This window comes from Shewanella sp. Sh95 (genome assembly GCF_001308045.1).
Taxonomy (GTDB): domain Bacteria; phylum Pseudomonadota; class Gammaproteobacteria; order Enterobacterales; family Shewanellaceae; genus Shewanella; species Shewanella xiamenensis.
Map to the genome: position 1 here is coordinate 1 of NZ_LGYY01000213.1, position 26,873 is coordinate 26,873.

25 protein-coding genes, 4 tRNA genes and 1 pseudogene are annotated in these 26,873 nt (G+C 46.5%); 14 read left to right on the forward strand and 16 right to left on the reverse strand.

Translation table 11 applies throughout. The annotated features are described in order from the left end of the window. The first annotated feature begins 548 nt into the window (after positions 1 to 548). The 7 genes from uvrY (at position 549) to AEA42_RS15580 (ending at position 4,393) form a co-directional block, all read left to right on the forward strand. Entirely contained in the window at positions 549 to 1,193 is a 645-nt protein-coding gene (uvrY, locus tag AEA42_RS15550; RefSeq protein ID WP_011622328.1) for a UvrY/SirA/GacA family response regulator transcription factor, read from the forward strand. Between the two features lie 109 nt (positions 1,194 to 1,302). Next, on the forward strand, positions 1,303 to 3,132 hold the full coding sequence (uvrC, locus tag AEA42_RS15555) for an excinuclease ABC subunit UvrC (RefSeq protein ID WP_055648210.1): 1,830 nt from the start codon (positions 1,303 to 1,305) through the stop codon (positions 3,130 to 3,132). A gap of 47 nt (positions 3,133 to 3,179) precedes the next feature. After that, positions 3,180 to 3,728, forward strand: a complete 549-nt coding sequence (pgsA, locus tag AEA42_RS15560; RefSeq protein ID WP_037417386.1) for a CDP-diacylglycerol--glycerol-3-phosphate 3-phosphatidyltransferase — start codon at positions 3,180 to 3,182, stop codon at positions 3,726 to 3,728. 143 nt (positions 3,729 to 3,871) lie between these two features. Continuing rightward, positions 3,872 to 3,947: transfer RNA gene (locus tag AEA42_RS15565), tRNA-Gly, on the forward strand. A 21-nt stretch (positions 3,948 to 3,968) separates the two neighbouring features. Then, positions 3,969 to 4,042 (forward strand) — tRNA-Cys (locus AEA42_RS15570). Between the two features lie 48 nt (positions 4,043 to 4,090). Next, positions 4,091 to 4,177, forward strand: a tRNA-Leu gene (locus AEA42_RS15575). Positions 4,178 to 4,306: 129 nt separating this feature from the next. Further along, positions 4,307 to 4,393, forward strand: a tRNA-Leu gene (locus AEA42_RS15580). A 333-nt stretch (positions 4,394 to 4,726) separates the two neighbouring features. Here the strand turns inward: AEA42_RS15580 and AEA42_RS15585 are convergent. The 5 genes from AEA42_RS15585 to AEA42_RS15605 all read right to left on the reverse strand — a co-directional run bounded on the left by AEA42_RS15585 (position 4,727) and on the right by AEA42_RS15605 (position 8,893). Further along, positions 4,727 to 5,002, reverse strand: a complete 276-nt coding sequence (locus AEA42_RS15585; protein WP_037425710.1) for an HU family DNA-binding protein — start codon at positions 5,000 to 5,002, stop codon at positions 4,727 to 4,729. A 396-nt stretch (positions 5,003 to 5,398) separates the two neighbouring features. After that, the gene (locus AEA42_RS15590) at positions 5,399 to 6,307 is read right to left on the reverse strand and encodes an ABC transporter ATP-binding protein (protein WP_055648211.1); all 909 of its coding nucleotides are present in this window, start codon (positions 6,305 to 6,307) and stop codon (positions 5,399 to 5,401) included. Continuing rightward, positions 6,304 to 7,134: an ABC transporter permease subunit gene (locus AEA42_RS15595; RefSeq protein WP_055648212.1), complete on the reverse strand. Its 831-nt coding sequence runs from the start codon at positions 7,132 to 7,134 to the stop codon at positions 6,304 to 6,306. Before AEA42_RS15595 ends, AEA42_RS15590 begins: the two co-directional genes overlap by 4 nt. An 87-nt stretch (positions 7,135 to 7,221) precedes the next feature. After that, positions 7,222 to 7,887: a DUF480 domain-containing protein gene (locus AEA42_RS15600; RefSeq protein WP_055648213.1), complete on the reverse strand. Its 666-nt coding sequence runs from the start codon at positions 7,885 to 7,887 to the stop codon at positions 7,222 to 7,224. Positions 7,888 to 8,053: 166 nt separating this feature from the next. Beyond that, the gene (locus tag AEA42_RS15605; protein ID WP_055648214.1) at positions 8,054 to 8,893 is read right to left on the reverse strand and encodes a S1-like domain-containing RNA-binding protein; all 840 of its coding nucleotides are present in this window, start codon (positions 8,891 to 8,893) and stop codon (positions 8,054 to 8,056) included. A 474-nt stretch (positions 8,894 to 9,367) separates the two neighbouring features. On the opposite strand from AEA42_RS15605, the gene AEA42_RS22375 reads away from it, so the two are divergent. The 3 genes from AEA42_RS22375 (at position 9,368) to AEA42_RS15615 (ending at position 13,191) form a co-directional block, all read left to right on the forward strand. Continuing rightward, complete coding sequence (locus AEA42_RS22375) at positions 9,368 to 9,520, forward strand: hypothetical protein (RefSeq protein ID WP_011622337.1); 153 nt, start codon at positions 9,368 to 9,370, stop codon at positions 9,518 to 9,520. Positions 9,521 to 9,983: 463 nt separating this feature from the next. Beyond that, complete coding sequence (gene speA, locus AEA42_RS15610; protein WP_055648215.1) at positions 9,984 to 11,897, forward strand: biosynthetic arginine decarboxylase; 1,914 nt, start codon at positions 9,984 to 9,986, stop codon at positions 11,895 to 11,897. 337 nt (positions 11,898 to 12,234) lie between these two features. Next, complete coding sequence (locus tag AEA42_RS15615; RefSeq protein WP_055648216.1) at positions 12,235 to 13,191, forward strand: adenosylmethionine decarboxylase; 957 nt, start codon at positions 12,235 to 12,237, stop codon at positions 13,189 to 13,191. Positions 13,192 to 13,420: 229 nt separating this feature from the next. Here the strand turns inward: AEA42_RS15615 and bcp are convergent, their stop codons facing one another. Both bcp and AEA42_RS15625 read right to left on the reverse strand, forming a co-directional pair. After that, a complete protein-coding gene (gene bcp, locus AEA42_RS15620; RefSeq protein WP_047536092.1) occupies positions 13,421 to 13,891 on the reverse strand; it encodes a thioredoxin-dependent thiol peroxidase in 471 nt (156 codons plus the stop codon). A 3-nt stretch (positions 13,892 to 13,894) separates the two neighbouring features. Next, positions 13,895 to 14,446, reverse strand: coding sequence for an ACT domain-containing protein (locus AEA42_RS15625; protein WP_037417572.1), 552 nt, complete (start codon positions 14,444 to 14,446; stop codon positions 13,895 to 13,897). Positions 14,447 to 14,618: 172 nt separating this feature from the next. On the opposite strand from AEA42_RS15625, the gene dapA reads away from it, so the two are divergent. The 4 genes from dapA to AEA42_RS15645 all read left to right on the forward strand — a co-directional run bounded on the left by dapA (position 14,619) and on the right by AEA42_RS15645 (position 21,132). Then, positions 14,619 to 15,503, forward strand: a complete 885-nt coding sequence (dapA, locus tag AEA42_RS15630; RefSeq protein WP_055648217.1) for a 4-hydroxy-tetrahydrodipicolinate synthase — start codon at positions 14,619 to 14,621, stop codon at positions 15,501 to 15,503. Between the two features lie 3 nt (positions 15,504 to 15,506). After that, the gene (bamC, locus tag AEA42_RS15635) at positions 15,507 to 16,604 is read left to right on the forward strand and encodes an outer membrane protein assembly factor BamC (protein WP_055648218.1); all 1,098 of its coding nucleotides are present in this window, start codon (positions 15,507 to 15,509) and stop codon (positions 16,602 to 16,604) included. Positions 16,605 to 16,957: 353 nt separating this feature from the next. Then, positions 16,958 to 18,040 carry an efflux RND transporter periplasmic adaptor subunit gene (locus AEA42_RS15640; RefSeq protein WP_037425693.1) on the forward strand — a complete coding sequence of 361 codons (1,083 nt, stop codon included), beginning with the start codon at positions 16,958 to 16,960 and terminating at the stop codon, positions 18,038 to 18,040. Then, the gene (locus AEA42_RS15645) at positions 18,037 to 21,132 is read left to right on the forward strand and encodes an efflux RND transporter permease subunit (protein ID WP_055648219.1); all 3,096 of its coding nucleotides are present in this window, start codon (positions 18,037 to 18,039) and stop codon (positions 21,130 to 21,132) included. The genes AEA42_RS15640 and AEA42_RS15645 overlap by 4 nt, the downstream gene beginning before the upstream one ends. An 83-nt stretch (positions 21,133 to 21,215) precedes the next feature. Here AEA42_RS15645 and AEA42_RS15650 read toward each other — a convergent pair. The 9 genes and pseudogenes from AEA42_RS15650 to AEA42_RS15690 form a co-directional block, all read right to left on the reverse strand. After that, positions 21,216 to 21,467 (reverse strand): annotated as a pseudogene (locus tag AEA42_RS15650) (GNAT family N-acetyltransferase); the annotation flags it as partial. A 226-nt stretch (positions 21,468 to 21,693) separates the two neighbouring features. Next, positions 21,694 to 21,912: a hypothetical protein gene (locus AEA42_RS15655; RefSeq protein ID WP_231640403.1), complete on the reverse strand. Its 219-nt coding sequence runs from the start codon at positions 21,910 to 21,912 to the stop codon at positions 21,694 to 21,696. A gap of 68 nt (positions 21,913 to 21,980) precedes the next feature. Next, the gene (locus tag AEA42_RS15660; protein WP_055648220.1) at positions 21,981 to 22,304 is read right to left on the reverse strand and encodes a hypothetical protein; all 324 of its coding nucleotides are present in this window, start codon (positions 22,302 to 22,304) and stop codon (positions 21,981 to 21,983) included. Positions 22,305 to 22,552: 248 nt separating this feature from the next. Then, the gene (locus tag AEA42_RS15665; RefSeq protein ID WP_055648221.1) at positions 22,553 to 23,308 is read right to left on the reverse strand and encodes a sulfite exporter TauE/SafE family protein; all 756 of its coding nucleotides are present in this window, start codon (positions 23,306 to 23,308) and stop codon (positions 22,553 to 22,555) included. A 226-nt stretch (positions 23,309 to 23,534) separates the two neighbouring features. Next, positions 23,535 to 23,846 (reverse strand): hypothetical protein, encoded by a 312-nt coding sequence (locus AEA42_RS15670; protein ID WP_055648233.1) that lies wholly within the window; start codon positions 23,844 to 23,846, stop codon positions 23,535 to 23,537. A gap of 35 nt (positions 23,847 to 23,881) precedes the next feature. After that, positions 23,882 to 24,484, reverse strand: a complete 603-nt coding sequence (locus AEA42_RS15675; RefSeq protein ID WP_055648222.1) for a DJ-1/PfpI family protein — start codon at positions 24,482 to 24,484, stop codon at positions 23,882 to 23,884. A 408-nt stretch (positions 24,485 to 24,892) separates the two neighbouring features. Continuing rightward, complete coding sequence (locus AEA42_RS15680; protein WP_037425681.1) at positions 24,893 to 25,210, reverse strand: hypothetical protein; 318 nt, start codon at positions 25,208 to 25,210, stop codon at positions 24,893 to 24,895. 192 nt (positions 25,211 to 25,402) lie between these two features. Further along, entirely contained in the window at positions 25,403 to 26,059 is a 657-nt protein-coding gene (locus AEA42_RS15685) for a 3-oxoacid CoA-transferase subunit B (RefSeq protein WP_037425678.1), read from the reverse strand. Between the two features lie 106 nt (positions 26,060 to 26,165). Next, complete coding sequence (locus AEA42_RS15690; protein WP_011623088.1) at positions 26,166 to 26,870, reverse strand: CoA transferase subunit A; 705 nt, start codon at positions 26,868 to 26,870, stop codon at positions 26,166 to 26,168. Positions 26,871 to 26,873 lie beyond the last annotated feature (3 nt).

The following is a 26,873-nucleotide window of genomic DNA, read 5'->3' on the forward strand; positions in this document are numbered from 1 at the left end:
TCTTCGGCGGCGTTGCTTGCGAGTTGGCGTGTTGGGAGGGGGGAGGGGGGTGTTTAAATGCCCCGGCATAGAAGCCCGGCGTGGGTTTACAGCCCCCCCGGGGTTCAAATCCCTGCTCCTCCGCCATATTTCACGGAAAAGCCATCAGCAATGATGGCTTTTTTGTTTATGCAATTTGAACCCGGGTTCCTCGTGCTAAGCGCTGCTCCAGCACAATAGTCGGCTAAAAAGCCGCTAAGCAATTAGCGGCTTTTTGCATTTACACGACTTCATTTTCGATGAGCGTTTTAAACCTGCTATATTTTGCGTCAGCTTATCAATTAGCCCAATCCTGAGCTCCACTCATACTTTCATCATACCAAGCTCTTAATTTCAAACTGCATTAATTAGCAAGTTGTTTCTTTAAATATCATCTAGTTAACAATATTCATTTTATGCTTTGCGAAATGCCATTGTTGGGCTAAATTACCCTGATAACCTATATTCCGGTTGCGGTATTCTGATTTGGCTAAACTCTCTTAGTCAGCATTGGTTAAAGGTGGATAAAGTTGATATCGATATATTTAGTTGACGATCATGAGCTGGTGAGAACTGGGATCCGCCGTATCTTAGAAGATGAGCGGGGGATCAAAGTTGTGGGTGAAGCGCCCGATGGTGAGACCGCGGTACAGTGGGCGAGACAAAATGAAGCCGACGTCATCTTAATGGACATGAATATGCCAGGTATGGGCGGACTCGAAGCGACGCGTAAGATTTTACGTTATCAACCCCATGCTAAGATTATTGTGCTAACAGTGCATACTGAAGATCCGTTCCCCAGTAAAGTGATGCAGGCGGGCGCGTCTGGTTATTTAACCAAAGGTGCGACGCCACCTGAAGTATTGCAAGCGATACGTCAGGTTTCCCGTGGGCAGCGCTATTTATCTCCTGAAATTGCCCAACAAATGGCATTGAGCCAATTCAATCCGGCCGATGAGAATCCGTTTAAAGCCTTGTCTGAGCGTGAGCTGCAAATTATGTTGATGATCACCAATGGTGAAAAGGTCAATGATATTTCTGAGCAGCTCAACTTAAGCCCCAAAACCGTTAACAGTTACCGTTACCGCTTGTTTGCGAAGCTTGGGATCAGTGGTGATGTGGAGCTGACTCGTTTAGCGATCCGCTATAAAATGTTAGATGCTGGCCATTTCTAATGGCCGCTTGTGTCAATGGTTCTAGCATTAATTAAGTGTTAGCTGTGAGTTTGAAAACGATTTATCAAGCAGTTTTGAAGATGGTAAGTAAAAGAGTGGGTGTGTAACGATGTCGACAGGTTTTAACGCCCAGAGTTTTTTACGCACGGTCTCATCCTCTGCTGGGGTTTATCGCATGTATGACGTCAAAGGTGACGTCATTTATGTGGGTAAGGCCAAAGATCTTAAAAAGCGCTTATCTTCCTATTTCCGTAAAAACCTTGGCAATGTGAAAACTCAGGCGCTGGTGTCCCATATCCATCATATTGATGTGACGCTGACCCACAGTGAGACCGATGCGCTGCTGCTTGAGAATGACTATATCAAGCAGTACATGCCCAAATACAATGTGTTACTGCGGGACGATAAGTCATACCCTTATATATTCTTGAGCCAACACGAGCATCCACGCCTTGCATACCATCGCGGGCCGCAGCGGGAGAAGGGCTATTACTTTGGGCCTTATCCCAATGGCGGTGCGGTGCGCGAAAGTTTGCACTTGATGCAAAAGCTGTTTCCTATCCGCCAGTGTGATGATCTCTATTATAAATCCCGCACTCGTCCCTGCCTGCAATACCAGTTATCCCGTTGCAGTGCACCTTGCGTCGGTAAGGTCAGTAATGCGGAGTATGACGAGCAGGTTAAACTGGCGAGTCTGTTCCTTAAGGGAAAAGACAAGCAAGTCATCAGTGAACTCGTAGCTAAGATGGAAGAGGCCGCCGAGCAGCAAGCCTATGAGCAAGCCGCGCGTTTTCGCGATCAAATTATGGCGCTGCGCCGAGTGGCAGAGCAGCAAGAGGTCTCTGGTAATACTGGCGATATGGATGTTATCGGTGTGCATTACGCCTCGGGTATCGCCTGTTTCCATTTACTGTTTATTCGTGAAGGTAAGATTTTTGGTAGCCGTAGCTATTATCCAACGGTGCCCGCGCAAACGGATATCGAAGAAGTCTTACGTTCCTTCCTGCTACAGTTTTACTTAAATGCCGATATTCAACGCACTATTCCTAAGGAAGTGGTGATAAGTCATCACTTTGAAGAATTGCATGAGTTAGAAGCTGCCGTCTCTGAGGCGCTAAATAAAAAGTTCAGCATCAAAACCAATGTGCGTGCTGACAGGGCGAGTTTTTTACGCCTCGCGATCACCAACGCCACCAATGCGGTGATGACGCGTCTGTCCCATAAAAATACCGTTGAACAGCGTTTTGTGTTATTGGAGGAAATCCTCGAACTCAATACGCCGATTCAGCGAATGGAGTGTTTCGATATCAGCCATACCATGGGTGAGAGCACGGTAGCCTCCTGTGTGGTGTTTAATCGTGAAGGGCCGCATAAAGCCGAATATCGTCGTTATAATATTGAAGGTATTACGCCAGGCGATGATTATGCCGCGATGAAACAAGCCATTAGTCGCCGATTTGATAAAATCGATGCCAGCGGCAAAATTCCTGATATCTTATTTATCGACGGTGGTTTGGGTCAGCTGCGTATCGCGCAGCAAATAGTGGATGAGAAGTTCGTTAATTTAGATAAAGCGCCGCAACTGATTGGGGTGGCAAAGGGAGAGAGCCGTAAACCCGGGCTGGAAACCTTAATCTTTGGTGACACAGAAACGAGCTTTTCCCTTGAGGATGACTCACCCGCATTGCACCTTATTCAACATATTCGCGATGAATCGCACCGCTTTGCCATCACTGGGCATCGTAATCGCCGTCAGAAAACCCGTAACACCTCAACGCTTGAATCCATTCCGGGCATTGGCCCTAAACGCCGTAAAGCGTTACTCCAACATTTGGGCGGTTTGCAGGAAGTGAAGGGCGCGAGCGTGGCCGAGTTAGCGAAAGTGCCAGGGATCAGCATAGAAATGGCACAAACCATTCATGATGCATTGCGAGGGTGATAAAATTAAGGCAAGATTGGCGCTGCTTTTGACTAACTGGTTTGATCATGCCGTTTAACTTACCCATAGCATTAACTCTTTTTAGGCTTTTTTTACTGCCCATTTTTGTGGTGTTGTTTTATTTACCTTACAGCTGGACGCCTTTTGTTGCCGCATTTGTGTTTTGGTTGGCGGCGTTAACGGATGCATTAGACGGTTATGCGGCGCGTAAACTCAAGCAACTGACCCGTTTTGGCGCCTTCCTCGATCCCGTCGCTGATAAACTGATGGTGATCACCGCGCTCGTATTATTAGTTGACCAATACGCTGATATTTGGCTCACACTGCCAGCACTGTTTATGATTGGCCGTGAAATTGTGATTTCAGCCCTGCGGGAGTGGATGGCTGAATTAGGTAAACGCGGCACGGTTGCAGTTTCTTGGATCGGCAAATATAAAACGGCGGCGCAGATGGTGGCGATTATTGGCCTTATCTGGCAATACAATCCACTCATGATCACCGCGGCATTTGTGCTGTTATATATCGCTGCCGTATTAACGTTCTGGTCAATGATGAGTTACATTTTAGCCGCCTGGAAAGATTTAACGGCTGAATAGCACAATAAAAGATCAAAGAGATTATTTAGTGCGCAAGCAGTAAGTTATCGATAAAACAGCGGTTGACACTGCATCGTAAATAGGTAGAATGCCTCCCCGTAGACGAGAGACGAAGTGAAAACAAAATCTTAACTCTGCGTGATGCGACATTAGCTCAGTTGGTAGAGCGATACCTTGCCAAGGTATAGGTCATCGGTTCGAACCCGATATGTCGCTCCAATCTAAAATGATTGGAAAGATGGCGCGATGGCAGAATGGCTATGCTGCGGATTGCAAATCCGTCGATCTCGGTTCGACTCCGGGTCGCGCCTCCATAATTAAGATATTAATGACATGATTCCCGTCGTTAATATAAAGAGTTTGCCCGAGTGGTGGAATCGGTAGACACAAGGGATTTAAAATCCCTCGCTGGTAACAGCGTGCCAGTTCAAGTCTGGCCTCGGGTACCATTATTATAATGGTGACAGCTCAAACGAGCTGAAGCGTTAAACTTCGTTACCTATACATTGAAATATAAGTAGAAGAGCGAAGCAAAGAGTTAACAATATCAATAGCAGTGCTTACGATATTCAGAGTTTGCCCGAGTGGTGGAATCGGTAGACACAAGGGATTTAAAATCCCTCGCTGGTAACAGCGTGCCAGTTCAAGTCTGGCCTCGGGTACCATTATTCTCAGTGAATAGTAAATAAGCCTCGACATTAGTCGGGGCTTTTTTGCATCTACAGCTTTGATTATTTGGATTTGGTTTAAAGGGCCGTTTCTATCTTCTTCTCTAGAGCCACGGCTTCGCGCTTGCCACTTTTGTTACAGGCATTAGTCCTGCCTTATAACCTACAAATTCCTCAACTTTATTTCTCCACATTGAGCTTGATAGCATCAAACTGAGCTCGTGTAGGCGGCGTTTGAGCGCTAAGGCTTATTGCCAAAGTGATGTCGTTAACCTTGTCCCATAAAAAAGCCCCGTGGTTTTCACGAGGCAATTTTACACATCCACAATACTACTCATTTATCGCTTGTTTTAGCGCTGTCGCCGCCTTAAAGCTTGGCTGGTTAAAGCCTGCAATCTCCATCGTCTCGCCAGTTTGCGGGTTTCGACCCGATTTAGGTAAATGATAACGTAACTCGAAGGTACCGAATTGCGGCAGGAAGACTTTCTCACCTTCGCTTAAGGCGATATGGATCTGTTGTAGGATCTGTTCGACAACAGGTTTAGTGCTGGCCTGGGACTGTTCAAGCGAAGTGGCGATACGTTGGATCAGTTGTGCTTTGTTCATTGAAACCTCTGAATTCAGTGAAAGAGCAGGAAAGGGGAGTTATAACAAGCTCGAGATTAGATTGAAAGTCTAGGTTTACCAAAGCGGCTTAACTGCTGCTTTATTGGTTAGCGGTGATTACTCACCCTTTATTTTGAAACGTAAATACGCCTCATATAAGCAGCACTAGGTAAGCAGCATTAGGGGCTAAGTTGGCCTGTAGCGTTTAGAACTAAAGTAGAAGTTAAAGGATAAAGCCTTTTAACACTGATATTTACGACTGTTTGATGTTTGACATGGTGTAATAAATGCCATTGCTTCAGCAGTGTATAAACAAAACATTAGCCACAAAGCGCCCTTGCGGGCGCTGTTAGAGGTGGAGTTAAACGTAGGAATAATAAGGGACTTGTCGCGGAGTTAAGAAAATAACGTTTCTTCTAATGTGCGTCCTTTAAGTAGCATCTTATATTGCCAATGCTGCTGCTTAAATAGGGCGAGTAGGGCGATTTCAAACTCATAATGGCGATTTGCCGTGTCATCCAATTGGATAACAAACACATGGGCTTGTTTTGAGGTGATATTCACCACACCAGCTATTTGACCTACGGCTTGGATCAGCGCTTCACTGTCGCAGCTTTCCATGGTGAGGGTGAGATAATCACTGCCGCTATTGGATGAGCGCATCGAAATCGACTGGCCCAATTCACCTTTATCTAGATACAGCACTTGGTCACAGAGCTTCTCGAGTTCGTCCAAGTTGTGAGAGCTGATCACAAAGGTGGTTGTGGGTGAGAGCGTTCTGACGAGTTCACGGATTTTCTTTGCATTGGCGGGATCGAGTCCTGCGGTTGGCTCATCGAGTAACACCAGCTTAGGCGAGCCGATTAAGGCTTGGGCAATCGCCACACGTTTACTCATCCCATGGCTCAGGCTCGGTGGCTTTTGCTGCGCCACCTCGGCTAAGTCTACTAAATTCAGCACTCGCAGGGCTTCTTGATTTGCCTGCTTGCTATCCATCCCTTGAAGACGCGCAAAGAAGCTTAACTGGCTGATAATGGTCAAATTAGGATCGAGCGTTGCATCCTGTGGCAGGGCGGCAATTTGCCCTAATAATGCAGGACTATTTGGCGCTTCTCCCAGAATACGAACCGTGCCCGCGCTTGGGGTGAGGTAACCACAAAGTAGGCTAAATAGCGTGGTTTTACCTGCACCGTTAGGGCCAACCAAGGCGATGGGCGCTCCCGATTCGAGGGTTAAGTTAACGTTATTGAGCGCTTTTTTACTGCCATAGTGTTTGGACAGTCCTTGGCATTGAATGAGGATCATAGTTGACTCCTTTGGATATAAACTCGGCCAAGGAAGAGGGCGAATGCGGTTTGTAATAGGGGGATTGGTGCGTAGGCAAAGCTCTGGAGTCCATTGGTGTTCACCATGTTCGACAGTTGAGCGCCAGGCAATATCCATTGTAAGCCTTCAAATAAGCTGGATTGATTACCCAAAATCAATAGTGCAATCGAGACGACTGTCCACAAGATGGTGGCGAGCACCATGGCCTGTCTTGCCGTGTTGGCATAGAGGGACAATAAAGTCATGACCGCGGTAAAGGGTAAAATCACGATAACCAAGTTGATGCCTACCAAGGCAGCCGACGTTAATGCGGGTAATAACAAGCCGATATCGCGAGTGAGAGCCAGCGCTACGGTGGCGAGTATGGTCAATAAGATCAGTAGACCTTGGATCAAGATTTGCCCCAAAAAGCGGCCGAAGAGTAGACTGTCTTTGCTGGTTCTTAGGATATAGAAGCGCAATGTGCCGCGGGATTTGTCTGAGGAGAACTGATCGGCGGCAATCAAAATACTGAACATGGGAAACAGATACAGCGCAAAGCACCAGAAGATAGCCATTTCCGCCACGGGCCAGTCAAATAGCACATTGAGTGCTTGGCTGCCTAAGAGACCGTCGATCAGATCTTTAATATTGGGCTGCATCAATAGGGTCGAAGCGCCTTGGATGGGATAGAGCAATAGCATGCCCCACACTAATGCAAAGGCGATCAGGGCGATAATCCCGCGAAGGTTGAATAGAAATTTGCGACATTCAAAGCCAGCGATCAAAAGCATGTTGTTGAATGTACTGGGAGCGTTTGGTGTCATTCGCTGTCTCGTCAGTGAGTGGGCGGACAAACTTTCACGTTAGTCATCATTAAGAGCGACCATTCGCGAAAGTCGTCCGCGGTGCGGTTAGGATAAAGAAGCGATAAGCGAGTCTAACTTATCTTTAAGTTCAGCCACTTGCTCTTCAAGCTGCGTAACTCTCGCTTCCAGTTGTTGTCTATCCTGCTCATTTAGCGGCTGGGCATCTGCATTTGTGGCACTGGTGAATGACCCGGCGCTGACCTGCTCAGCACCTTGGGAGAATAGCTCAGTATAACGGCATTCACGCTTACCCGGTTCCCGTGGCAGTTGGGCTAGCACGGGTTTATCTCGCTCCATCAATTGCTTAATGCAGGCTTCCACTTCGAGCACATCTTTAAAGTCATGTAGCCTGTTGCTGCGGGTACGCAACTCCCCCGGCGTTTGTGGGCCGCGAAGCAGCAGCAAGCAGACAATAGCTACCGCCGCGCTGGAAAGTTGTAACTCGCTAAATTCGGTGTTGCAGAATCTGTGCTTGTATTTGACGACTCGGCTACCAAAGCCGGATTGCTCGCTGATTAGTCGCTTTTTATTCAATGAATCGAGGGCGTCTTGAACCTGCGCTTCGCTTAAGTCCAATACGGGATCGCGGCTGGTTTTTTGATTACAGGCGAGGGTCAGGGCATTGAGTGAAAGAGGGTATTGCTCTGGGGTGGTGACTTCTTTTTCAAGTAGACAACCGATAACTCTGGCTTCGTGTAACGTGAGTTCCATATAAGCTCCAAAGAAAAAAGCATGGCTTTGTTATAACAGAGCCATGCTTAATATCCTAGCGCTTGTCGGTAAACTGAGGTTTAAGGCCAACTATTTGTACAAATAAAGCACGAACATGGGGGCAAGAGAGTGCTAAGTCCCGTATTCGGTTGATTATTCTTCCAAATCAGTCTGCTTCAGTCAGGCGCAAGCCATCATCATCGATGCTTAACTTGCCCGCTTTAAACAGGCCGCCGATGCTCTTCTTGAAGGCTTTTTTACTCATGCCGAGTTGATCGTAAATCACTTCGGCATCGGTTTTATCGGTCAGCGGTAAGAATCCACCCGCTTGCTTGAGTTTCACTAAGATAATGTGCGCGTGTTTATCGAGCTCTTGCTTACTGCCTTGCTGCAAGACCAAATCGATTTTGCCATCGCGGCGAACTTGTTTGATAAAACCTTTCAATCTTTGGCCAAAACGCAGCTTTTGGAACACTTCATTTTGGTAAATCACGCCCCAGTGGGCATGGTTGATAATGGCTTTGTAGCCTAAATCTGTGGTGCCACCGATATATAAGTCAACCTGTTGACCCACTTCGTACTGGGCTGGAGTTTTATCGAGGAACTTATCAATTTTTGATGAGGCGACAATACGTTCATCCGCGCGGTTAACATGCACGTAAACGAGGTAAGAGCGGCCTTCTTCGATGGGTTTATGCTGCTCGCCAAAGGGCAGTAGCAGATCTTTATCTAATCCCCAGTCTAAAAATGCCCCGTAAGGACCCGTTGCCACGGCTTTTAGATAGGCAAACTCACCGACTTGCGCAAGTGGTCTGCGCGTAGTGGCAATGACGATATCTTCAGAGTCCAGATATAAAAAGACCTCTAGCCAGTCACCGACTTGGCAATCTTTTGGGGTGGCTTTGTTGGGCAGTAACACTTGGCCAAATTCGTGGGCATTTAAATACACACCGAAGCTGACTTGTTTTACCACCTCAAGTTTGCAGGTTTTTCCTATCTGTACCATGTAGCTCTCTATCTATAGATGTCATTCGGCGGTGATTATAACCGCTTTATCCGTAAACGGCAGCTTCCAGTTCGGCTTTTAGGTTTGCACTTTAGGATTAATGGCTTAGTGAGCGTTAAAAATCATGCCGACGCTGCGATTGTTAGCCATTTATTCTGCAAGGCTATTAAAAAATATTGAACGTATTAAAAGTAGGATTATTCACTAACTTATTAATTTATCGAAATTAACCCTGCATGGGGATGCCATCCCTGTTAATGGGGTGTTTGTTATATTTTAATGAAAAATATTAAATGAGATTCTTGCTTGCATTCTGTGACATTGCGCGGTTTAATTGCGCCGTTTAACGACTTCGCTCGTTACAGACATGACAAATATTACGTGAGTTGTAATGATTTTATGGTTCACAGGTCATTCACCGTGTAACGTACAATTTATAATGGTTACATGGGGTTAAGAGGAATTGTTTAGCTAATGCACAAGCATCCATTTTTTGCTCTTTGCCTAAAAGCATCACAATGTCAGCGCTCAATCGTTATGCCCTATGACGATACCAGCCTTAAACATCTCACGTTAATCCGTATCAATTCTGGCCGCGAAGAAGCCAACAGTCCCCTGTTACAATAATCTTGCCTGTTATTAGGTGCGCTCGGTCTTGCCTAGCCGCTTAATATGTAATGTTGTTCCTTTAGTGTTACCTGTTGTTGTAGACATGCTTGCCCCCCTTTTTAATGAATTTGGGGTCTTCGGCTGTGATGCAACGCCTAACGTTAGGGTTTTGGGTGTTTTTTAACCTCAAAGCGCGCTAAGGTTAATGCCATTGGTGAGAAACCTTGGCGATAAAAGGTGATATGAACGCAATCTCCTACCATCGCCAGTGTAATAAGAATCTGGGGTCTCCCCCGGCTGCGTTAAGGAAAAACGCATCAATGTCACCTCTGCTGGGTTGATTTTGCTGCATTAAACAGGGTGAATTCATCCTAATTGTATGTCAGGTAAATATATGTTTTACCTGGGTTTGTCGAACGGGCGGTCGCGCAAGAATGCCGTGGCCGTTTAACCCATTTTTTTATAGACGGGCTAAATAAAAATGAATGATTGGTCTATTGATGCTGCTCGTGCTGGGTACAACGTTACCCACTGGAGCCAAGGGTTTTATGGGATCAGCGACCAAGGTGAGGTGACAGTGTCGCCGGATCCTAAGAATCCTGATCACAAGATTGGCTTAAATGAGCTAGCAAAAGACATGGTTAAAGCAGGGGTCGCTTTACCTGTATTAGTTCGTTTCCCGCAAATTCTGCACCACAGAGTGAACAGTTTGTGCCAAGCATTCGACCAAGCGATACAAAAATATGAGTATCAGGCGGACTATTTGCTGGTTTACCCCATTAAAGTAAACCAACAAAAAACTGTGGTAGAAGAGATCCTTGCGAGCCAAGCATCAAAAGAAGTTCCGCAATTAGGCCTAGAAGCCGGCAGTAAGCCAGAATTAATGGCCGTACTGGCCATGGCGCAAAAAGCCAGCTCAGTGATCGTATGTAACGGTTACAAAGATAACGAATACATTCGTTTAGCCTTAATTGGTGAAAAGTTAGGCCATAAGGTCTACATCGTTTTAGAAAAACTGTCTGAGCTGAAGATGGTGTTGGCCGAGTCTAAGCGTTTAGGGGTGAAACCTCGCTTAGGTCTACGTGCTCGCCTGGCATTCCAAGGTAAAGGCAAGTGGCAAGCCAGCGGTGGCGAAAAGTCTAAGTTTGGTTTATCTGCGGCGCAGATTTTGACTGTAGTTGACCAGTTAAAACAAAGCGATATGTTGGATTCGCTGCAATTACTGCACTTTCACTTAGGTTCGCAAATCGCCAATATCCGCGATATTCGTCAAGGTGTGAGCGAAGCGGCGCGTTTCTACTGTGAATTACGTGAGTTAGGGGCCAGCATTAACTGCTTCGACGTCGGCGGTGGTTTAGCGGTAGATTACGACGGCACTCGTAGCCAAAGTAATAACTCAATGAACTATGGTTTAAGCGAATACGCGAACAACATCGTAAACGTGCTTACCGATATCTGTAATGAATACGAGCAACCTATGCCACGTATTATTTCAGAATCTGGCCGTCACTTAACGGCGCACCATGCGGTACTGATCACCGATGTGATTGGCACAGAAGCTTATCAGGTTGAAGATATCCAGCCGCCAGCGGAAGAATCGCCGCAGCTGCTGCACAATATGTGGCAATCTTGGACTGAGCTGAGTGGCCGTGCCGATCAACGTGCCTTGATTGAGATTTATCATGATAGCCAAAGTGACCTGCAAGAAGCGCAATCGCTGTTTGCCTTGGGTCAATTAAGCTTGGCAGAACGTGCGTGGGCTGAGCAGGCTAACCTACGCGTATGCCATGAAGTTCAAGGTTTGTTAAGCACCAAAAACCGTTACCACAGACCGATTATTGATGAGTTAAACGAAAAGTTAGCCGATAAGTTCTTCGTTAACTTCTCATTATTCCAATCCTTACCGGATGCTTGGGGTATCGATCAGGTGTTCCCTGTGCTGCCATTGTCTGGTTTAGACAAAGCGCCAGAGCGCCGCGCTGTGATGCTGGACATCACCTGTGACTCCGACGGTATTGTGGATCAATATGTAGACGGCCAAGGGATTGAAACTACGCTACCAGTACCAGCGTGGAGTGCTGAAAGCCCGTATTTAATCGGCTTCTTTATGGTGGGGGCATATCAAGAGATTTTAGGGGATATGCACAACTTGTTTGGCGACACTAACTCGGCCGTTGTCAGCATTGAAGAAAACGGTATGACCAATATTGAATCGGTACTTGCCGGTGACACAGTCGCTGACGTATTACGCTATGTTAACTTAGATGCCGTTGACTTTATGCGGACTTACGAAGAGTTAGTCAACCAGCATATTGTTGAGGATGAACGCGCACAAATTTTAGAAGAATTACAAGTGGGCCTAAAAGGTTACACTTATTTAGAAGATTTTTCTTAATATTGAGTGTGTTAAAAAAGTCAGCCTAGGGACACTTAGGCTGACTTTTGTTTTTTATAGCCTATTATTTTTGCTAGCGAGTTGCCAAGGTGACTGTGTTGCTTTTTGCTAGCGAGTTGTAAAGGTGAGTGCGTTGCAAGGCTATCATCTTGTAAAAGCAAGCGCGGTGGTTTTATTGCGGCGCTAGTCGTGTAAAAATAGCCGCGCAAATTTGATGGGTTATCAGTCTTAAAATGCGTGCATACATTTAAGTCAGCGTTGCCAGCGAACCATGAATGACTGATATACCAATAGATTAGATGCCCAAACACAGGGATAAGATGAGGCGAACGGCTTGATGTTTTTTGAAGGCGCGGAAAAAAAGCTTGAGATCAGACTCACTTCCAATATGGCATCACTGCGCCAACGAGAGTACGGCTTTTGGTCAACCTTGGTCGCCTGTGCCAATGCGGAAATCCTGTCAATAATCCGTAATCCTGCCTGCGATGCCTATCTACTGAGTGAATCGAGCCTGTTCGTCTGGGATGATAAGATTCTGCTGCTCACCTGCGGTAATAGCACCCTGATTGAGGCGGCCTGCTACTTTATTAACGCCTTAGGGGTTGAGCACATTGCCGCGCTCTGTTATCAGCGTAAGAATGAATACCAAGCCCAGCTACAAAGCACACACTTTGCTGACGATATTGCGAAATTGCGGACCTTGATCCCCGGAAAAGCCTTTCGAGTTGGTCACTTAGATTCACATCATCACTATTTGTTTTGTACTGACAATTTGTTTTGCACTGACGGCCAACCTATGTCGTCAACGTATGATACCTGCCTTGAACTGATGATGTACCACATCCGTGGCGAGTTGGCTGATTACCTCAAGTCGCCCACACAAACCGAGCAGGGGATTTATCAACGCTTAGGATTGCAGCGAATTTTCCCTGATTTTCAATTTGATATGCACTGTTTTCAGCCCGCGGGATTTTCGTTAAATGGGATACGTGGGGCTGACTATGTTACCTTGCATATCACGCCATCGATAGGGCCGGGAGATAACTCCTACGTCAGCTTTGAGACTAATCTGGATTTAGCTGTTTATCCCTATCCCCTTGTTGCACAGATGATTAAGCTATTTATGCCCTCAAGCTGGGATCTCATCCGTTTTAACCAGTCGCTTATGACTGCTGGATTTCCTGAGCATGTATGTTTAGCGCATGGTTCAATCGTAACTGAGCAAGGCTGTCAGATTGATTTTAATCACTATCAACAGCTTCAAACTGAAGAGTTACTGCCTGTATTCCTATAATCGTTTCCCAGAATTGAGTTGGTGATTCAATGGAATAAGCGACTGCTAAAGTTGCGGTGTGATTAGAGGATTTATTCGCCACAAGCTGAAAATTTTTCATCAAAAATGGCCCTAATTTAGGGCCATTTTATGTTTGCTTGCGGTTTTTTTGGGCAATTAAAACTGAAATTTCTAAACTGAGCCGTTGGCAATTAGTCAGAAAATCCCTTGCTATACCATTTAGCGGCTATTACTGCGCTGCAATCTCTGCCAGCACCACTTGATGATGGTCGCTGGTTTTAAACTTATCGAACACATGGGCAATAGTGCCATCGGTGTTGATGAGGAAACTTAACCTATGGATTCCATCATAGACTTTACCCATAAATTTCTTTTCGCCCCACACGCCAAAGGCATCAGCAACGCTGTGGTCTTCATCGCTGAGTAGGGTAAAGTTAAGTGATTGTTTTTCAGCAAACTTAGCTAATTTAGCCACAGGATCTGGGCTAATGCCGAGGACGGTTACTTTGTGGCTGTCGAGTTCAGCTTTGCTATCACGTAAACCGCAGGCTTGTACTGTGCAGCCAGGGGTTGACGCTTTAGGGTAAAAATAGACTAAAACGGGACCACGCGTTAAGCATTCTTGTAGTGAAACAGCGTTACCCTGTTGATTTTGTAAGGTAAAAAGTGGCGCTTTGGCACCAGCGGTTAAGGTATTCATCTATTATCCTCTGTCGTTTCTTGAGGTCGTGCCTTCCATGCGTCTAATGGTGCAATCCAGTGCCATCTCCTCGGAGAGTTGATAGATACTCTTTTCGAGCTTTTCTAGTTCAACTTTTTCAGGAATATTGATGGTTAATGAAATAGTTTGCGTTTGCTCGCCATTTTCAAGCTCTTCAGAGAAGGAGCGGACTGCCGCCAAGTCTAAGGAGCGGTCGGCAAGAAACTGGGTGATGGATTTCATCGTGCCGCGCTGATCTTTACCAGTAAAGCGCACTTCAAGGCGCGAAAGGTAATTTTGCGGCGTGTGCTTAGAGGTACGCTTCATCACCGTCATCAGTTCTAATTCAACACTGAGACTCGGGAGCAAGCTTTCAATTTTCGTTATGGATGCCCACGAACCTGACAACATCATGATTAAGGTAAATTCGTTACCAAATAATGCCATACGGCTGTCGACGATATCGCAGTCACAGTCACTGGCAAGCCGAGCTAGTTTACTTACGAGTCCAGGACGGTCTACGCCCATTGCAGTTACGACCAGGAAATTGGTCATGAATTGTCCTCACTTTTTCGATATCATAGAGCGAAAACTCGAGACCGAGCGCCGAGTTTTTGTGCGGGATGTAATGCTACCATAACTAAATCAATTTGAGACCCCCGTTAGTGCTTGTCATTAATGGTTGGCATCAGTACCATAGCGAATCCTGAAATTTTGGGGAAGTCAGATGATAAACGGAAGCATCGTAGCCTTAATCACGCCAATGAACAGTGATGGCTCAGTAGATTTTGCAAGTCTTGAAAGGTTAGTCGAATTCCATATTGACCAAGGCACAGACGCCATCGTTGCCGTGGGTACCACCGGTGAGTCAGCGACTCTGCCAATGAATGAGCACGTTGCCGTGGTCGCTCAAACCGTTAAGTTTGTCGCAGGTCGTATCCCTGTGATTGGTGGCAATGGTGCGAATGCGACAGCAGAAGCTATCGAACTCACCAAGTCCTTATCTAAAGTCGGGGTTGACGCCATGTTAGGCGTAACACCTTACTACAATAAACCGACGCCAAAGGGCTTAGTGGCCCACTATAAAGCCGTGGCGGCCAGCACTGATATTCCCCAAATTCTCTATAACGTTCCTGGGCGCACCGCGGTTGATATGAAGCCTGAAACCGTGGCCGAGTTAGTGAGCGTGAGCAATATTATTGGTGTAAAAGAAGCCACGGGTGATGTATCACGGGTTAAACGACTACGTGAACTTTGCGGCAATGACTTTATGCTGTACAGCGGTGATGATGCGACAGCGAGAGAGTTTTTACTCCTTGGCGGTAACGGGGTGATTTCGGTTGCTAACAACATAGTGCCAAAAGCCTTTAAAGCTATGTGCGACGCCGCATTGGCGGGCAACGCCGAATTAGCCGCAAGTATCGACGAGCCACTACGTGGTTTATATAGCACACTGTTTTGCGAAGCAAATCCTATCCCAGTGAAATGGGCAGCCCAGCGTATGGGGTTGATTCAGTGTGGTCATATTCGTTTACCTTTGACTGAACTTTCTGAGCAATGTCATGGTCTGTTGTTAGATGCAATGACTCGTGCCCAGATAGAGGTTAAATAATTAATGTTAAAGAAAGTCACTCCACTGTTCTTAGTTGCTGCTGTTGCAGCTTGTAGTTCGCCATTAGAGCGTCGCCAAGCCAACGGTGCTGAAGACTATGTTCAGGCTGAGCAAGCGCCAATGCTAAAGATCCCTGAGGGATTGAAAACGCCGCCTTACAATAAAGAATACGAGGTTCCGGCAATCGGCGCTAAAGCAAACCCTGCGCTTGTTGGTAAAAACCTTGATATCCGCCCACCACTGCAAGTTTTGCCAATGGCAGAAGGTACGCATGTGGAAGAGGGCAGCGATAACATTAAGATTGTGGTTGAATCGATTGATAACAGTGTCGATCTTAAGCAAGAGATTTTCGCTAACTTAGATGGATTCTTAGCGAAGCAAGCGATCCCTGTTCGTAGTCGCGACTATGATAAAGGCAACATTGAAACCGATTGGATTGAAAGCCGAGAGGTGTTGGAGTCAAGTTTATGGGGCTCAGATAAAGAATATCTGCTGCGTCAGCGTTATCGCTTCGATATCGAAACCCGTCCACACGGCCGTACCGCTAATATCGTTATTCACTTAGTAGAACACGAAGAGTTTTACGATGGTAAAGAGCAGGATGTAATGCTCAGTGGTGAGGATAAGCAGCGTTACACCATCGATATGCTTAACAGTGCCATTGCTTATATGAGCGTTAAGCGTGAGCAAACCATTCAAGCAAACCGCTTAAAGCAGACCTTAGGGATCAATGTTGATTTGGTCACGCCAGAAGAGGGTGATGCATATTGGTCTGCTAAGGCTTCCTATAAGCAAGTGTGGGATCGTCTGCGTATAGTATTGCCAGAAATGGGCTTTGAAATTTCAGATATGGACAGTGCTAAAGGCCTGTACTTTATCAAGTTTACCGATAACTCAGGTTTCTGGAGTTCATTGTGGAACGACAATCAATTGTCCTTAAAAGAAGGTAGCTACCGTTTACTCTTACAAGACGGTGATACCCCTGATGAGACTAAGATTTTGCTTCGTGACGCTGAAGATCAGCCGTTATCGAATGACGTTGTCGCCAAGGTGTATGAATCATTGTCGAATCTGATGAAAGAAGAGCGCAAACTGCGTTAATTCCACCTCAGTCAAAAAGGGCGATTTATCGCCCTTTTTTGTGTCTGCAATTCAGCCTATTGCTCTAGGACGATACAGCATGATGTATCAGAATATTTCTAGGTAATATCAATAGTTACATTATGGTTTTAGATTAAACCGCTTAAGTTGTGAGTTATTTTGAAATAATCCGCTTAAATTGCCGTTTATCGTATTGCATTCTTCACCTCGGTGGTGTTTTTCGACTTGTCCGCAGCGTTATTACAAATTTTGCGCGCTCAGCGTAATTTGTAAGAAAAAGTAAAACGTATTGATGCAATGATGCGAGTGGGTAAACTAGCCGTCACTAATGCGAGTCATCATTTGGAAGCCAGATGAAAAAAATCATAATTATCATCGCTATTTTGGCAGCGGCATGGTTTGGATATCAAGCTATGCAACCTCAAGAGCAGCAGCAAGCAAAAGTTAAGCTCACCCCTAATGTGGTTATCGCCACCGCTTCTATGGCACAAGTTCGAGACGAAGTGGAAGCTATTGGCACAAATAAGGCATTTGAGTCCGTCACCATTACGCCCAAAGTCACTGATGTGGTGACCTCATTAAAGTTTGATGATGGCGATATTGTCAAAAAGGGCGATTTATTGGTGCAACTGCAAAATGCCGAGCAGATAGCCAAAGTGAAAGTGGCGCAGGTGAAAGTGAGTGACAATCAGCGTGAATTGGCGCGGATTAGTTCGCTTGTCACCAGTCGAACAGTGGCAGAATTAGAGCGTGACCGCCTGCAAACCTTAATCGATACGGCCCGCGCCGAGTTAGAGCAGGCACAATCTTCCCTCAATGATCGCAGTATTGTCGCCCCCTTTAATGGCCGTTTAGGCCTGCGCCAAGTGAGCGTGGGTAGTTTAGTGACACCGGGTACTGAGATCACCACGCTCGATGATATCTCTAAGATTAAATTAGATTTCTCAGTGCCAGAGCGTTTTATTCAAGACTTGCAGCCCGGCAAGCTTGTTGAAGCAAAAGCCGTGGCTTTCCCTGATGAAATCTTTAAAGGCAAAGTGATTTCCATCGATAGCCGTGTTAACCCAACCACCCGTGCCGTGATTGTACGCGCCGAAATCCCAAATCCAGATTTACGCTTACTGCCTGGGATGCTGATGAAGGTCAAACTCATCAAACGCAGCCGCGAGGCGCTAATGTTGCCTGAGTCGGCGATTATCCCAATCCAGAAAGAACACTTTGTTTACAGTGTGAATAAAGACAATGTCATCGAGCGTAAGCAAGTCACTATTGGAGTTCGTACCCGTGGCTGGGTAGAAATTACCGATGGCTTAGCGATTGGTGAAAATGTGGTGATCCGCGGCCTGCTTAAGGTGCATCCTGGTGATGTGGTAAAGACCCAACTGGCTGAAAAATTTAGCTATCTTTCCGATGCTAATACGGAGCCAAGCGTATGATCCTGACCGATCTTTCCGTTAAACGGCCGGTATTTGCCTCGGTCATTAGCCTATTGCTGGTGGCCTTTGGTTTAGTCGCATTTGATAAATTACCGCTGCGGGAATACCCCAATATCGACCCGCCGATTGTCTCGATTGAAACTAACTATCGCGGTGCCAGTGCTGCGGTAGTTGAGAGTCGCATTACTCAGCTGATAGAAGACAGGATCAGCGGCGTCGAAGGCATTCGCCATGTGAGTTCATCGAGCAGCGATGGTCGCTCACAGGTGACCTTAGAGTTTGATATTAGTCGTAATATTGAGGATGCTGCCAATGATGTACGCGATAGAATTTCGGGTCTATTAGATAACTTGCCCGAAGAGGCCGATCCCCCAGAGGTGCAAAAAGCCAACGGTGGCGATGAAGTGATTATGTGGCTCAACTTAGTGTCGGATCAAATGACCACATTAGAGCTAACCGATTATACCCGTCGCTATTTATCCGACCGTCTGTCGGTGGTTGACGGGGTGTCGATGATCCGTATTGGTGGTGGCAAGGTTTATGCCATGCGCATCTGGCTTGACAGACAAGCCCTTGCATCCAGAAGCCTCACGGTGGCCGATGTCGAAGCTGCACTTAGGGCTGAAAACGTCGAGTTACCCGCAGGTTCGCTTGAGTCCAAGGAGCGCCACTTTACCGTGCGTTTAGAGCGAAGTTATCGCAGCGCTGAGGACTTTGCCAATCTGGTGATTGCTCAAGGAGAAGATGGTTATTTAGTCAAGCTTGGTGACGTAGCTAAGGTGGACATTGGCTCCGAAGAAGAGCGTATTATGTTCCGCGGCAACAAGGAGGCCATGATTGGCCTTGGGGTGTCAAAACAGTCGACCGCCAACACCTTAGAAGTGGCCCGCGCCGTTAATGCGTTAGTCGATAAAATCAATCCTACATTACCAGCGGGAATGTCGATTAAGCGTAGCTACGATAGCTCAGTGTTTATCGAAGCCTCGATCAAAGAGGTGTATCAAACGCTGTTTACCGCAATGATCTTAGTGATTATTGTGATTTATTTATTCCTTGGCAGCGTGCGTGCCATGTTAATCCCTGCGATTACGGTGCCCGTGTCTTTGCTCGGCACGTTTATCGTGCTCTATGCCTTGGGATATACCATCAACCTGTTGACGCTGCTCGCGATGATCCTCGCCATCGGTATGGTGGTGGACGATGCGATTGTGATGTTGGAAAACATTCACCGCCGTATCGAAGAAGGGGATTCCCCCTTAAAAGCGGCGTTTTTGGGTGCCCGTGAAGTCGCCTTTGCGGTCATTGCCACCACCTTAGTGTTAGTGGCGGTATTTATGCCGATCACGTTCCTCGAAGGAGACTTAGGTAAGCTCTTTAAGGAGTTTGCGGTGGCCATGAGTGCGGCGGTGATTTTCTCCAGTATCGTGGCGTTAACCCTAAGCCCGATGATGTGCTCTAAGCTGCTTAAACCCGCGTCGCAGGACTCATGGCTAGTGCGTAAGGTTGATAGCATTATGACGGACATTTCCCGTCGCTATCAAAGCTCGCTAGAGAGCGCGATGGCAAAACCAGTGCTGATGTCAGTTATCGTGTTGATTGCGCTCGGTAGTAGTGTGTTTCTTGCCCAAAAAGTACCGCAGGAATTTGCACCGCAGGAGGATCGAGGCTCATTATTTTTAATGATTAACGGGCCTCAGGGGGCGAGTTACGAGTATATCGAATCCTATATGACTGAGGTTGAAAGCCGCCTAATGCCATTGGTGGATTCGGGGGATATCAAGCGTTTGCTGATTCGTGCGCCCCGTGGCTTTGGCCGCGCGGCAGACTTCTCTAACGGTATGGCGATTATTGTGCTCGAGGATTGGGGGCAACGTCGTCCTATGAAAGAAGTGATTGGCGATATTAACAAGCGCCTCGCGGATTTAGCCGGTGTGCAGGCTTTCCCTGTGATGCGTCAAGCCTTTGGCCGTGGCGTGGGCAAACCGGTGCAATTTGTTATTGGTGGTCCAAGCTATGAGGAACTCGCTGCTTGGCGGGATATTATGATGGAAAAGGTGGCGGAAAATCCTAAACTGCTTGGCCTTGACCACGATTATAAAGAGACCAAACCGCAGCTTAGAGTGGTGATTGACAGAGACAGGGCAGCAAGCCTAGGGGTGTCAATTTCTAATATCGGTCGCACCTTAGAATCTATGTTAGGTTCGCGCCTTGTCACCACCTTTATGCGTGATGGCGAAGAGTATGATGTGATTGTGGAAGGGGAGCGCAGTAACCAAAATACCGCGGCCGATCTGCAAAATATCTATGTTCGCTCCGAACGGACGAAGGAGCTGATCCCATTATCCAACTTAGTTACGGTAGAAGAGTTTGCCGATGCCAGCTCCCTTAACCGCTACAACCGTATGCGGGCGATTACCATTGAGGCCAGCTTGGCGGATGGTTATAGCCTAGGCGAAGCGCTGGATTACCTCAATCAAGTGGCGCGAGCTTACTTGCCTGCGGAAGCAGTCATCAGCTACAAGGGACAATCGCTGGATTATCAAGAGTCTGGCAGCTCAATGTACTTTGTGTTCTTGCTGGCGCTTGGGATTGTGTTCCTGGTATTAGCGGCGCAGTTTGAAAGCTATATTCACCCTATGGTGATTATGCTGACGGTACCGCTTGCCACGGTTGGCGCCTTGATAGGGCTGTGGTTTACGGGGCAGAGCCTTAATATCTACAGCCAGATTGGGATTATTATGCTGGTGGGCCTTGCGGCAAAAAACGGTATTCTGATCGTCGAATTTGCCAATCAGTTGCGGGATAAGGGCGTCGATTTTGACCGCGCCATTATCCAAGCCTCATGCCAGCGTTTACGGCCTATCCTGATGACGGGGATTACTACAGCTGCGGGCGCCGTCCCTCTGGTTTTGGCAACGGGCGCAGGTGCTGAAACCCGCTTTGTGATTGGCGTAGTGGTGCTTGCGGGTATTATGCTGGCGACGCTGTTTACCATTTATGTGATCCCAACTGCCTACGGTCTTTTTGCCCGTAATAGCGGCTCGCCAGAAGCGATTGCTCAGCAATTAGAAAAGGAATTAGCGCAGGATTAACCCCTCGCGAAAGCTTAGCCAAAATAGGCGCTTAAGTACACTTAAGCGCCTATTTTATTTGGGCTAAATCACTTTGGGCTAAATCACTTTGGGTTAACGTCAACGGCTTGAATATAGCGAAAGGAGGTTTTCTCAAAGCCAATGGACTCATAGTAGGCTTGGGTCTGCTCGCGGCGCATAGAGGTAGTGACCTCAAGCTGGCGACAACCTCGTTCACTTGCCCTCGATTTCGCAAAATCAATTAGTTGCGTCCCCACACCTAAGCCTCGACTGGCCTCAGTCACCACTAAAGCAGTAATGCGGCAGATTTGCTGCTGTGAGGGAAAATAATCAAAAAGATTAGGGCGTGTTGACGTTTCGAGATTAAATTTTGTTCGTTCTGGCAAGCTCGTGCTCGCGAAACGAGGAATGAAGTGTAGTTATTCTACTCAAATGACGAGTGGCAAAGAGCAAGGGCTTGCCAGACGAACCCTTCGGGCAGCGTTTGGCAGACGTTTCTGCTACGTTATAGTCCGTTTATGTAGAATAACTACACAGCACGGACTTTGCCTTGCATAAACGTCAGCCAAATAGCTGCAAAAATAACCCTGAAACGCCAACACGCCCTATACTTATCAACCCCACTGCGGCTCCCTCAGACTCGGCGAGATAGATTTCATCCGATCTTTTAGGATCATCGAGATACTGATGTAACTGCGCCTCGGTGGCACTATAACCCAGCTGCAACAGTAAGGCCGACATGGCGTTATGGTCGGCTATCTGTGCTTTTTTTATTAGCATTTTTCTCAACATACTCCAATGTTAAAAATGCTTATCTGTTCATGACCATTTGTAGTGTCATATAAACCTCAGCATTTATAGGCGATTCCGTTGCAGGTGTAACCGAAAAAATCAGCACCATGAAAAGACGAATGCCCTGTTTTAAGTAGGCTATTACCTCCAAGTTCATGGGCTTTAGATTGGCATTGCATAAAAACTCTTGATATGAGTTCTGAGCCAGACAAGTTGGACTCCGGCGTATTTTTTTTATAGCTTTCAGAGGCTTTTACTGGTACGAGCAGTATGCATGTTGTTGGAAGTTCATCCTCTGAAAGATACATTTTTACAGGCTCAGCTGAATTTGCCGTCTGGAGTACGAGAGCTGTGATAATCATCGGTAGTAGTGTTTTCATACTTTTAAATCACTAATAGTGTTGTTGTATCTGTTATTTTCGCTGTCGCTGATAGAGCTTATATCAAGTAACGAGCAATATAAGCACTCATTTTCAACAAAGTTAAGGCTAAATGAAAAGTAAGTAGGTTTAACTAATTCATAGCATTAAATCGATTTCTTATGAGAGTGCTTTGAATCTACGAACGCTATTTGTAATCACCTGAGATATGCCGCTATTACTGCTGGGAACATTCTTAATCAGAAGCATTAACGCATAAAAAATCCCACACTCATAGCGAAACCGACAAGCACAATAAAACCCCGCAACAGGGATTGGGGAATGCGATAAGCCAGCGCGGCGCCAAGATAGCCGCCAATAATCGCCATAATGGCAAGCAGTAACAGATATTGTCCGTCAATCAGATTACCTAGGGCGTAAATCACCACGGCAATGGTGGTGAGTAGGGCGGAGAGTAAATTTTTAAGCCCGTTCATCCCATGTAATTGGGTTTGGCCGAGTAACCCAAAGGTGGCGAGTAAAATAATCCCTAATCCCCCGTTAAAATAGCCGCCGTAAATACAGACGATGAAGAGAATCACCATTGCAGTCAGTGGCTTGACGGTATTCACACGGGTGATGCTGGCATGGGCTAAACGTTTTTTCAGTAACCAAGGTCCAGCGATAAAGGCGAGGGTTGCCAGCAAAATCAACCAAGGGACAAGATAAGCAAACACTTGCTCGCTGGTGCTTAGCAGTATTGCCGCGCCTAGGCATCCGCCAGCTATCGCAATCAGGCACAGGGTTTTTAAGCTAAGATTTGCTGGAGATTCAATCTCTTTTCGAAAACGCCAGGCACTGGCAAGGTAGCCGGGGAGCAGAGCGGCAGTGCCTGTAGCGTTGGCCATCAGTGGTGGCTCGCCGACAAACACAAGGGCAAATAAGGTGATAAAGCTGCCGCCGCCCGCCACCGCATTTAGCATGCCGCCGAGTAAACCTGCGAGGGCGATCAGTAACCAATCCATAGTGAATGCTCCGCTGCCATTGTTGTGCTGAACTAGAACGTCAATTGCTTATAAAAACATCACCTTAACAGTAAGTCACTCAGATGAAAAGCCATCAATATTGCTAAGTCGCGGCAGATTAATGGCTTTGTTATGGGCGTGCTAAATCGGTTTAGGCATAAAACCTTGGCATTTAGTGCTATACAGTTAAATTATCGAAAGTTATTGAGACTTAGCTGTGATGTATTTATTCAGCATGGAACAACCCTGAAGCAAATATCACACTGGCTATGGCCAAGTATTGATCGCTAAATACTTCTTCTCCCCAGCAATGTTGCCCACGCTCTTGATAGTACACATGGTAGCTGGCATTCGATGGCGTAGCGACGCAGTACCAACCATCAAACGTCTGCTTGCTAAAGTTGACCCAATACTGTGCATCCGCTTGTTTGATCTGCAGAAGTAGTGCCTTATCTTGCGCCAATAGCGCCGCAAGTTCGACTACGCCGGTGATCTTGTGCTCGGTTTTTAACTGATTGAGTAATGCTTTGAGTGTCATAATTGCGCCCTTCATCCAGAGGATTGCACTCCATATTAGCGAATGGCTGAGGCAATGGAGGACTCAATTAAAGCTTCAAACACATCGGCTTGGCCTGCGGGGATCAGTTGCCGATGAATTTCGCGGCGCTTTGCACTGTCAAATAAACGCTCCGCAACCCAACCCGTTAAATAGAGCGAGGACAGGCAACCTCCCGCAGTGGCAATATTGCCATTGATCACCAGAGCGCAGTCTTCCACCTCTACGCCCATGGCCACCAATCCGGGTTTGGCATCGGGATGCGTCGTTGCCGAGATATTGTCGAGTAAGCCTAACTTGGCAAAGAAGAATGAGCCCGCACAGATACTGCCAAGTAATTGCCGCGAGGGATCTAATTTAAGGGCCGAAATAAAATCAGGATCCGCAAGTGCGGCAGGTACGCCTTTGTAACCACTGCTGAATAATACCACGTCAGCATCGGCGACTTGCGCGACATGACCATCGGTTGCAACCGTCATTCCCAAACTCGACTTATGGCTAGGTTTGGTCCCGAGCACTTTGACTGTCCAATCGGTTGTTGTGCGGCCGAGAATATCGCGCATTAAAAAGAAATCGATATCAGTAAATTCATCAAATATCACAATCGCAATTTGGTACATCCTTTGTCCTCTCGTTTGCATTGGAATGACTTAAGGCTTGAATAGGCTCAACCTTAAGCCTTGGGGTATTAATATGGAAATGGTTGTTATCTTTCTGATTTTAAATAAAATATTGGTTATCCAGTTAGTCTGCTGTCATAAGGCAAACCCCGAGACTACAAAGCGCCGACATTCTGATTAGACATCATTGTGACTATCGGGCATTAACCTAGCTCAGCACTTATTAAGAAATTTAGCTAACAACTTGAGCATCCTTACTATTTTGGCTGCGGCGAGTTTACCGTAACTGTGCTTAAGATGGCTAATTTTGGTGCTAAAGGGGTAAAACGTCTTTTTGTAACAATGATTCAGCACCTGTAGGTGAGTAAATCGATCGCTTTCAGTTAATAGGTTTTAAAATGATGGGCCTTAAACAACATTTAGCCCTTGATAAGTTGGATAAAAATAAAGAAACCATAATATTGGGATGGATATGACGGTTAGCTGTTTCACTAGGGGGCGAGTGTTGTACCAATACTTATATAAAAAAAACGCGTAGGGAATCTGAAAAAAGAGCGAATAAAACCACATGCCAGCCGCTAATATTATGCCTTCGTGGGCATTTGGCGAGGTATCAATTAAATAGCTGCCAATACCATATAAACCTATGATTGCTTCAACCCACAGTATTGCGCCAAGTGAAAGTACAACGCTTTCGTCATAAGTGAATTTAATAGGAAATGTCACTTAGCACTCTCCCTTATTTAGCTAAGTCATCAATGTTTACAATGTGATAGCTGCTTAGCTTTTGATAATTATTAGCGATGAATAATTTAGTTGGGTAATTCACTAGATAGCTAGGCTTATATAGAAGTCTAAGCCTAGCATTTAGCTGATGTGTATTGTGTGAGTTTATTAACTTATCGTGTTAAAGAACGCTTAAAACACCATCTCTGGTACATGGTCTGGCACGATTAATTTGCCAGCGGTTTTGCTAACAATTTCTTCAACGCTGACACCGGGGGCGCGTTCTAACAGATGGAAGGCGCCATCTTTAATCTCGATAAAGGCTAAATCGGTAACAACACGTTTGATGCAGCCGTAGCCTGTGAGCGGTAATTCGCATACGGGTAACAGCTTAGAGTTACCGTACTTATCGGCGTGCATCATAGTCACGATAATATTTTCCGCACCCGCCACTAAATCCATTGCGCCGCCCATGCCTTTGATGAGCTTGCCAGGGATCATCCATGAGGCGATAGAACCATTTACATCGACCTCAAAGGCGCCGAGTACTGTTAAGTCCACATGGCCGCCACGGATCATGGCAAAGCTTTCGGCGGAGGAGAAAAACGAGGCACCTTTTATCGCGGTAACGGTTTGTTTGCCGGCATTGATTAAATCCGGATCGATGGTTTCTTCCGTCGGAAATTCACCCATGCCGAGTAGGCCGTTTTCCGATTGCAGCATCACTTCCATACCTGCGGGAATGTAGTTGGCCACGAGCGTGGGAATGCCAATACCGAGGTTGACGTAGTAGCCGTCTTGTAATTCTTTGGCAACGCGCTGTGCCAGTTGTTCTCTTGATAATGCCATGATCTTTATCCTTCCTTTACCTAGAGTCGCTATTAGCCTCAATTTTTCGGTCTTTATTTAGGGCTTAGACTCTGTCGCTTTAGCTTGCATAATCGTTCAGCGTTGCTTATTTCGCCGCTTTTACCGTGCGCTGCTCGATACGTTTCTCGAACTTGCCTTGGATGACGCGATCAACATAAATGCCGGGAGTATGGATATGATCAGGATCGAGCTCGCCCGGCTCCACAATAAACTCGGCTTCTACTACCGTGATTTTGCCCGCAGTCGCCATCATAGGGTTAAAGTTGGCGGCGGTTTTGCGGAACACTAAGTTACCCATAGTATCGGCCTTCCAAGCGCGAACGAGGGCAAAATCGGCGGTCAGAGATTCTTCTAACACATAATGACGGCCTTTGATTTCACGGGTTTCTTTGCCTTCCGCCACGGGGGTACCGTAGCCTGTGGCGGTAAAGAATGCCGGAATACCTGCACCGCCGGCGCGGATTTTTTCCGCCAGCGTACCCTGCGGCGTTAAAATCACATTCAGTTCGCCCGAGAGCATTTGCTGCTCGAAAGTAGCGTTCTCACCGACGTAGGAGGCGATCATGGTCGAAATCTGGCGATGTTTTAACAATAAGCCCAGACCGAAATCATCCACACCAGCGTTGTTTGAAATGGCGGTTAAGCCCTTAACGCCCATCTTAACCATTTGATTGATTAAGCCTTCAGGAATACCGCACAGGCCAAAACCGCCAACCATAATGGTCATATCATCGGATAAACCTGCTAACGCTTCTTCATAGCTGCTGACGACTTTATTGAGTCCTGCCATTTT

What these genes read in the sequence shown, in the direction of transcription:
- bcp (WP_047536092.1), bottom strand. Translation starts at nt 13,891, where the DNA reads ATGAATACCTTAACCGCTGGTGCCAAAGCGCCACTTTTTACCTTACAA.
- AEA42_RS15600 (WP_055648213.1), bottom strand. Translation starts at nt 7,887, where the DNA reads ATGGAACTCACGTTACACGAAGCCAGAGTTATCGGTTGTCTACTTGAA.
- AEA42_RS15585 (WP_037425710.1), bottom strand. Translation starts at nt 5,002, where the DNA reads ATGAACAAAGCACAACTGATCCAACGTATCGCCACTTCGCTTGAACAG.
- pgsA (WP_037417386.1), top strand. Translation starts at nt 3,180, where the DNA reads ATGCCGTTTAACTTACCCATAGCATTAACTCTTTTTAGGCTTTTTTTA.
- AEA42_RS15690 (WP_011623088.1), bottom strand. Translation starts at nt 26,870, where the DNA reads ATGGCAGGACTCAATAAAGTCGTCAGCAGCTATGAAGAAGCGTTAGCA.
- AEA42_RS15590 (WP_055648211.1), bottom strand. Translation starts at nt 6,307, where the DNA reads ATGATCCTCATTCAATGCCAAGGACTGTCCAAACACTATGGCAGTAAA.
- AEA42_RS22375 (WP_011622337.1), top strand. Translation starts at nt 9,368, where the DNA reads ATGCACAAGCATCCATTTTTTGCTCTTTGCCTAAAAGCATCACAATGT.
- AEA42_RS15670 (WP_055648233.1), bottom strand. Translation starts at nt 23,846, where the DNA reads ATGACACTCAAAGCATTACTCAATCAGTTAAAAACCGAGCACAAGATC.
- dapA (WP_055648217.1), top strand. Translation starts at nt 14,619, where the DNA reads ATGATAAACGGAAGCATCGTAGCCTTAATCACGCCAATGAACAGTGAT.
- AEA42_RS15685 (WP_037425678.1), bottom strand. Translation starts at nt 26,059, where the DNA reads ATGGCATTATCAAGAGAACAACTGGCACAGCGCGTTGCCAAAGAATTA.
- AEA42_RS15660 (WP_055648220.1), bottom strand. Translation starts at nt 22,304, where the DNA reads ATGAAAACACTACTACCGATGATTATCACAGCTCTCGTACTCCAGACG.
- AEA42_RS15675 (WP_055648222.1), bottom strand. Translation starts at nt 24,484, where the DNA reads ATGTACCAAATTGCGATTGTGATATTTGATGAATTTACTGATATCGAT.
- AEA42_RS15595 (WP_055648212.1), bottom strand. Translation starts at nt 7,134, where the DNA reads ATGACACCAAACGCTCCCAGTACATTCAACAACATGCTTTTGATCGCT.
- uvrC (WP_055648210.1), top strand. Translation starts at nt 1,303, where the DNA reads ATGTCGACAGGTTTTAACGCCCAGAGTTTTTTACGCACGGTCTCATCC.
- speA (WP_055648215.1), top strand. Translation starts at nt 9,984, where the DNA reads ATGAATGATTGGTCTATTGATGCTGCTCGTGCTGGGTACAACGTTACC.
- AEA42_RS15640 (WP_037425693.1), top strand. Translation starts at nt 16,958, where the DNA reads ATGAAAAAAATCATAATTATCATCGCTATTTTGGCAGCGGCATGGTTT.
- AEA42_RS15645 (WP_055648219.1), top strand. Translation starts at nt 18,037, where the DNA reads ATGATCCTGACCGATCTTTCCGTTAAACGGCCGGTATTTGCCTCGGTC.
- AEA42_RS15655 (WP_231640403.1), bottom strand. Translation starts at nt 21,912, where the DNA reads ATGCTAATAAAAAAAGCACAGATAGCCGACCATAACGCCATGTCGGCC.
- AEA42_RS15665 (WP_055648221.1), bottom strand. Translation starts at nt 23,308, where the DNA reads ATGGATTGGTTACTGATCGCCCTCGCAGGTTTACTCGGCGGCATGCTA.
- AEA42_RS15605 (WP_055648214.1), bottom strand. Translation starts at nt 8,893, where the DNA reads ATGGTACAGATAGGAAAAACCTGCAAACTTGAGGTGGTAAAACAAGTC.
- AEA42_RS15625 (WP_037417572.1), bottom strand. Translation starts at nt 14,446, where the DNA reads ATGACCAATTTCCTGGTCGTAACTGCAATGGGCGTAGACCGTCCTGGA.
- bamC (WP_055648218.1), top strand. Translation starts at nt 15,507, where the DNA reads ATGTTAAAGAAAGTCACTCCACTGTTCTTAGTTGCTGCTGTTGCAGCT.
- AEA42_RS15615 (WP_055648216.1), top strand. Translation starts at nt 12,235, where the DNA reads ATGTTTTTTGAAGGCGCGGAAAAAAAGCTTGAGATCAGACTCACTTCC.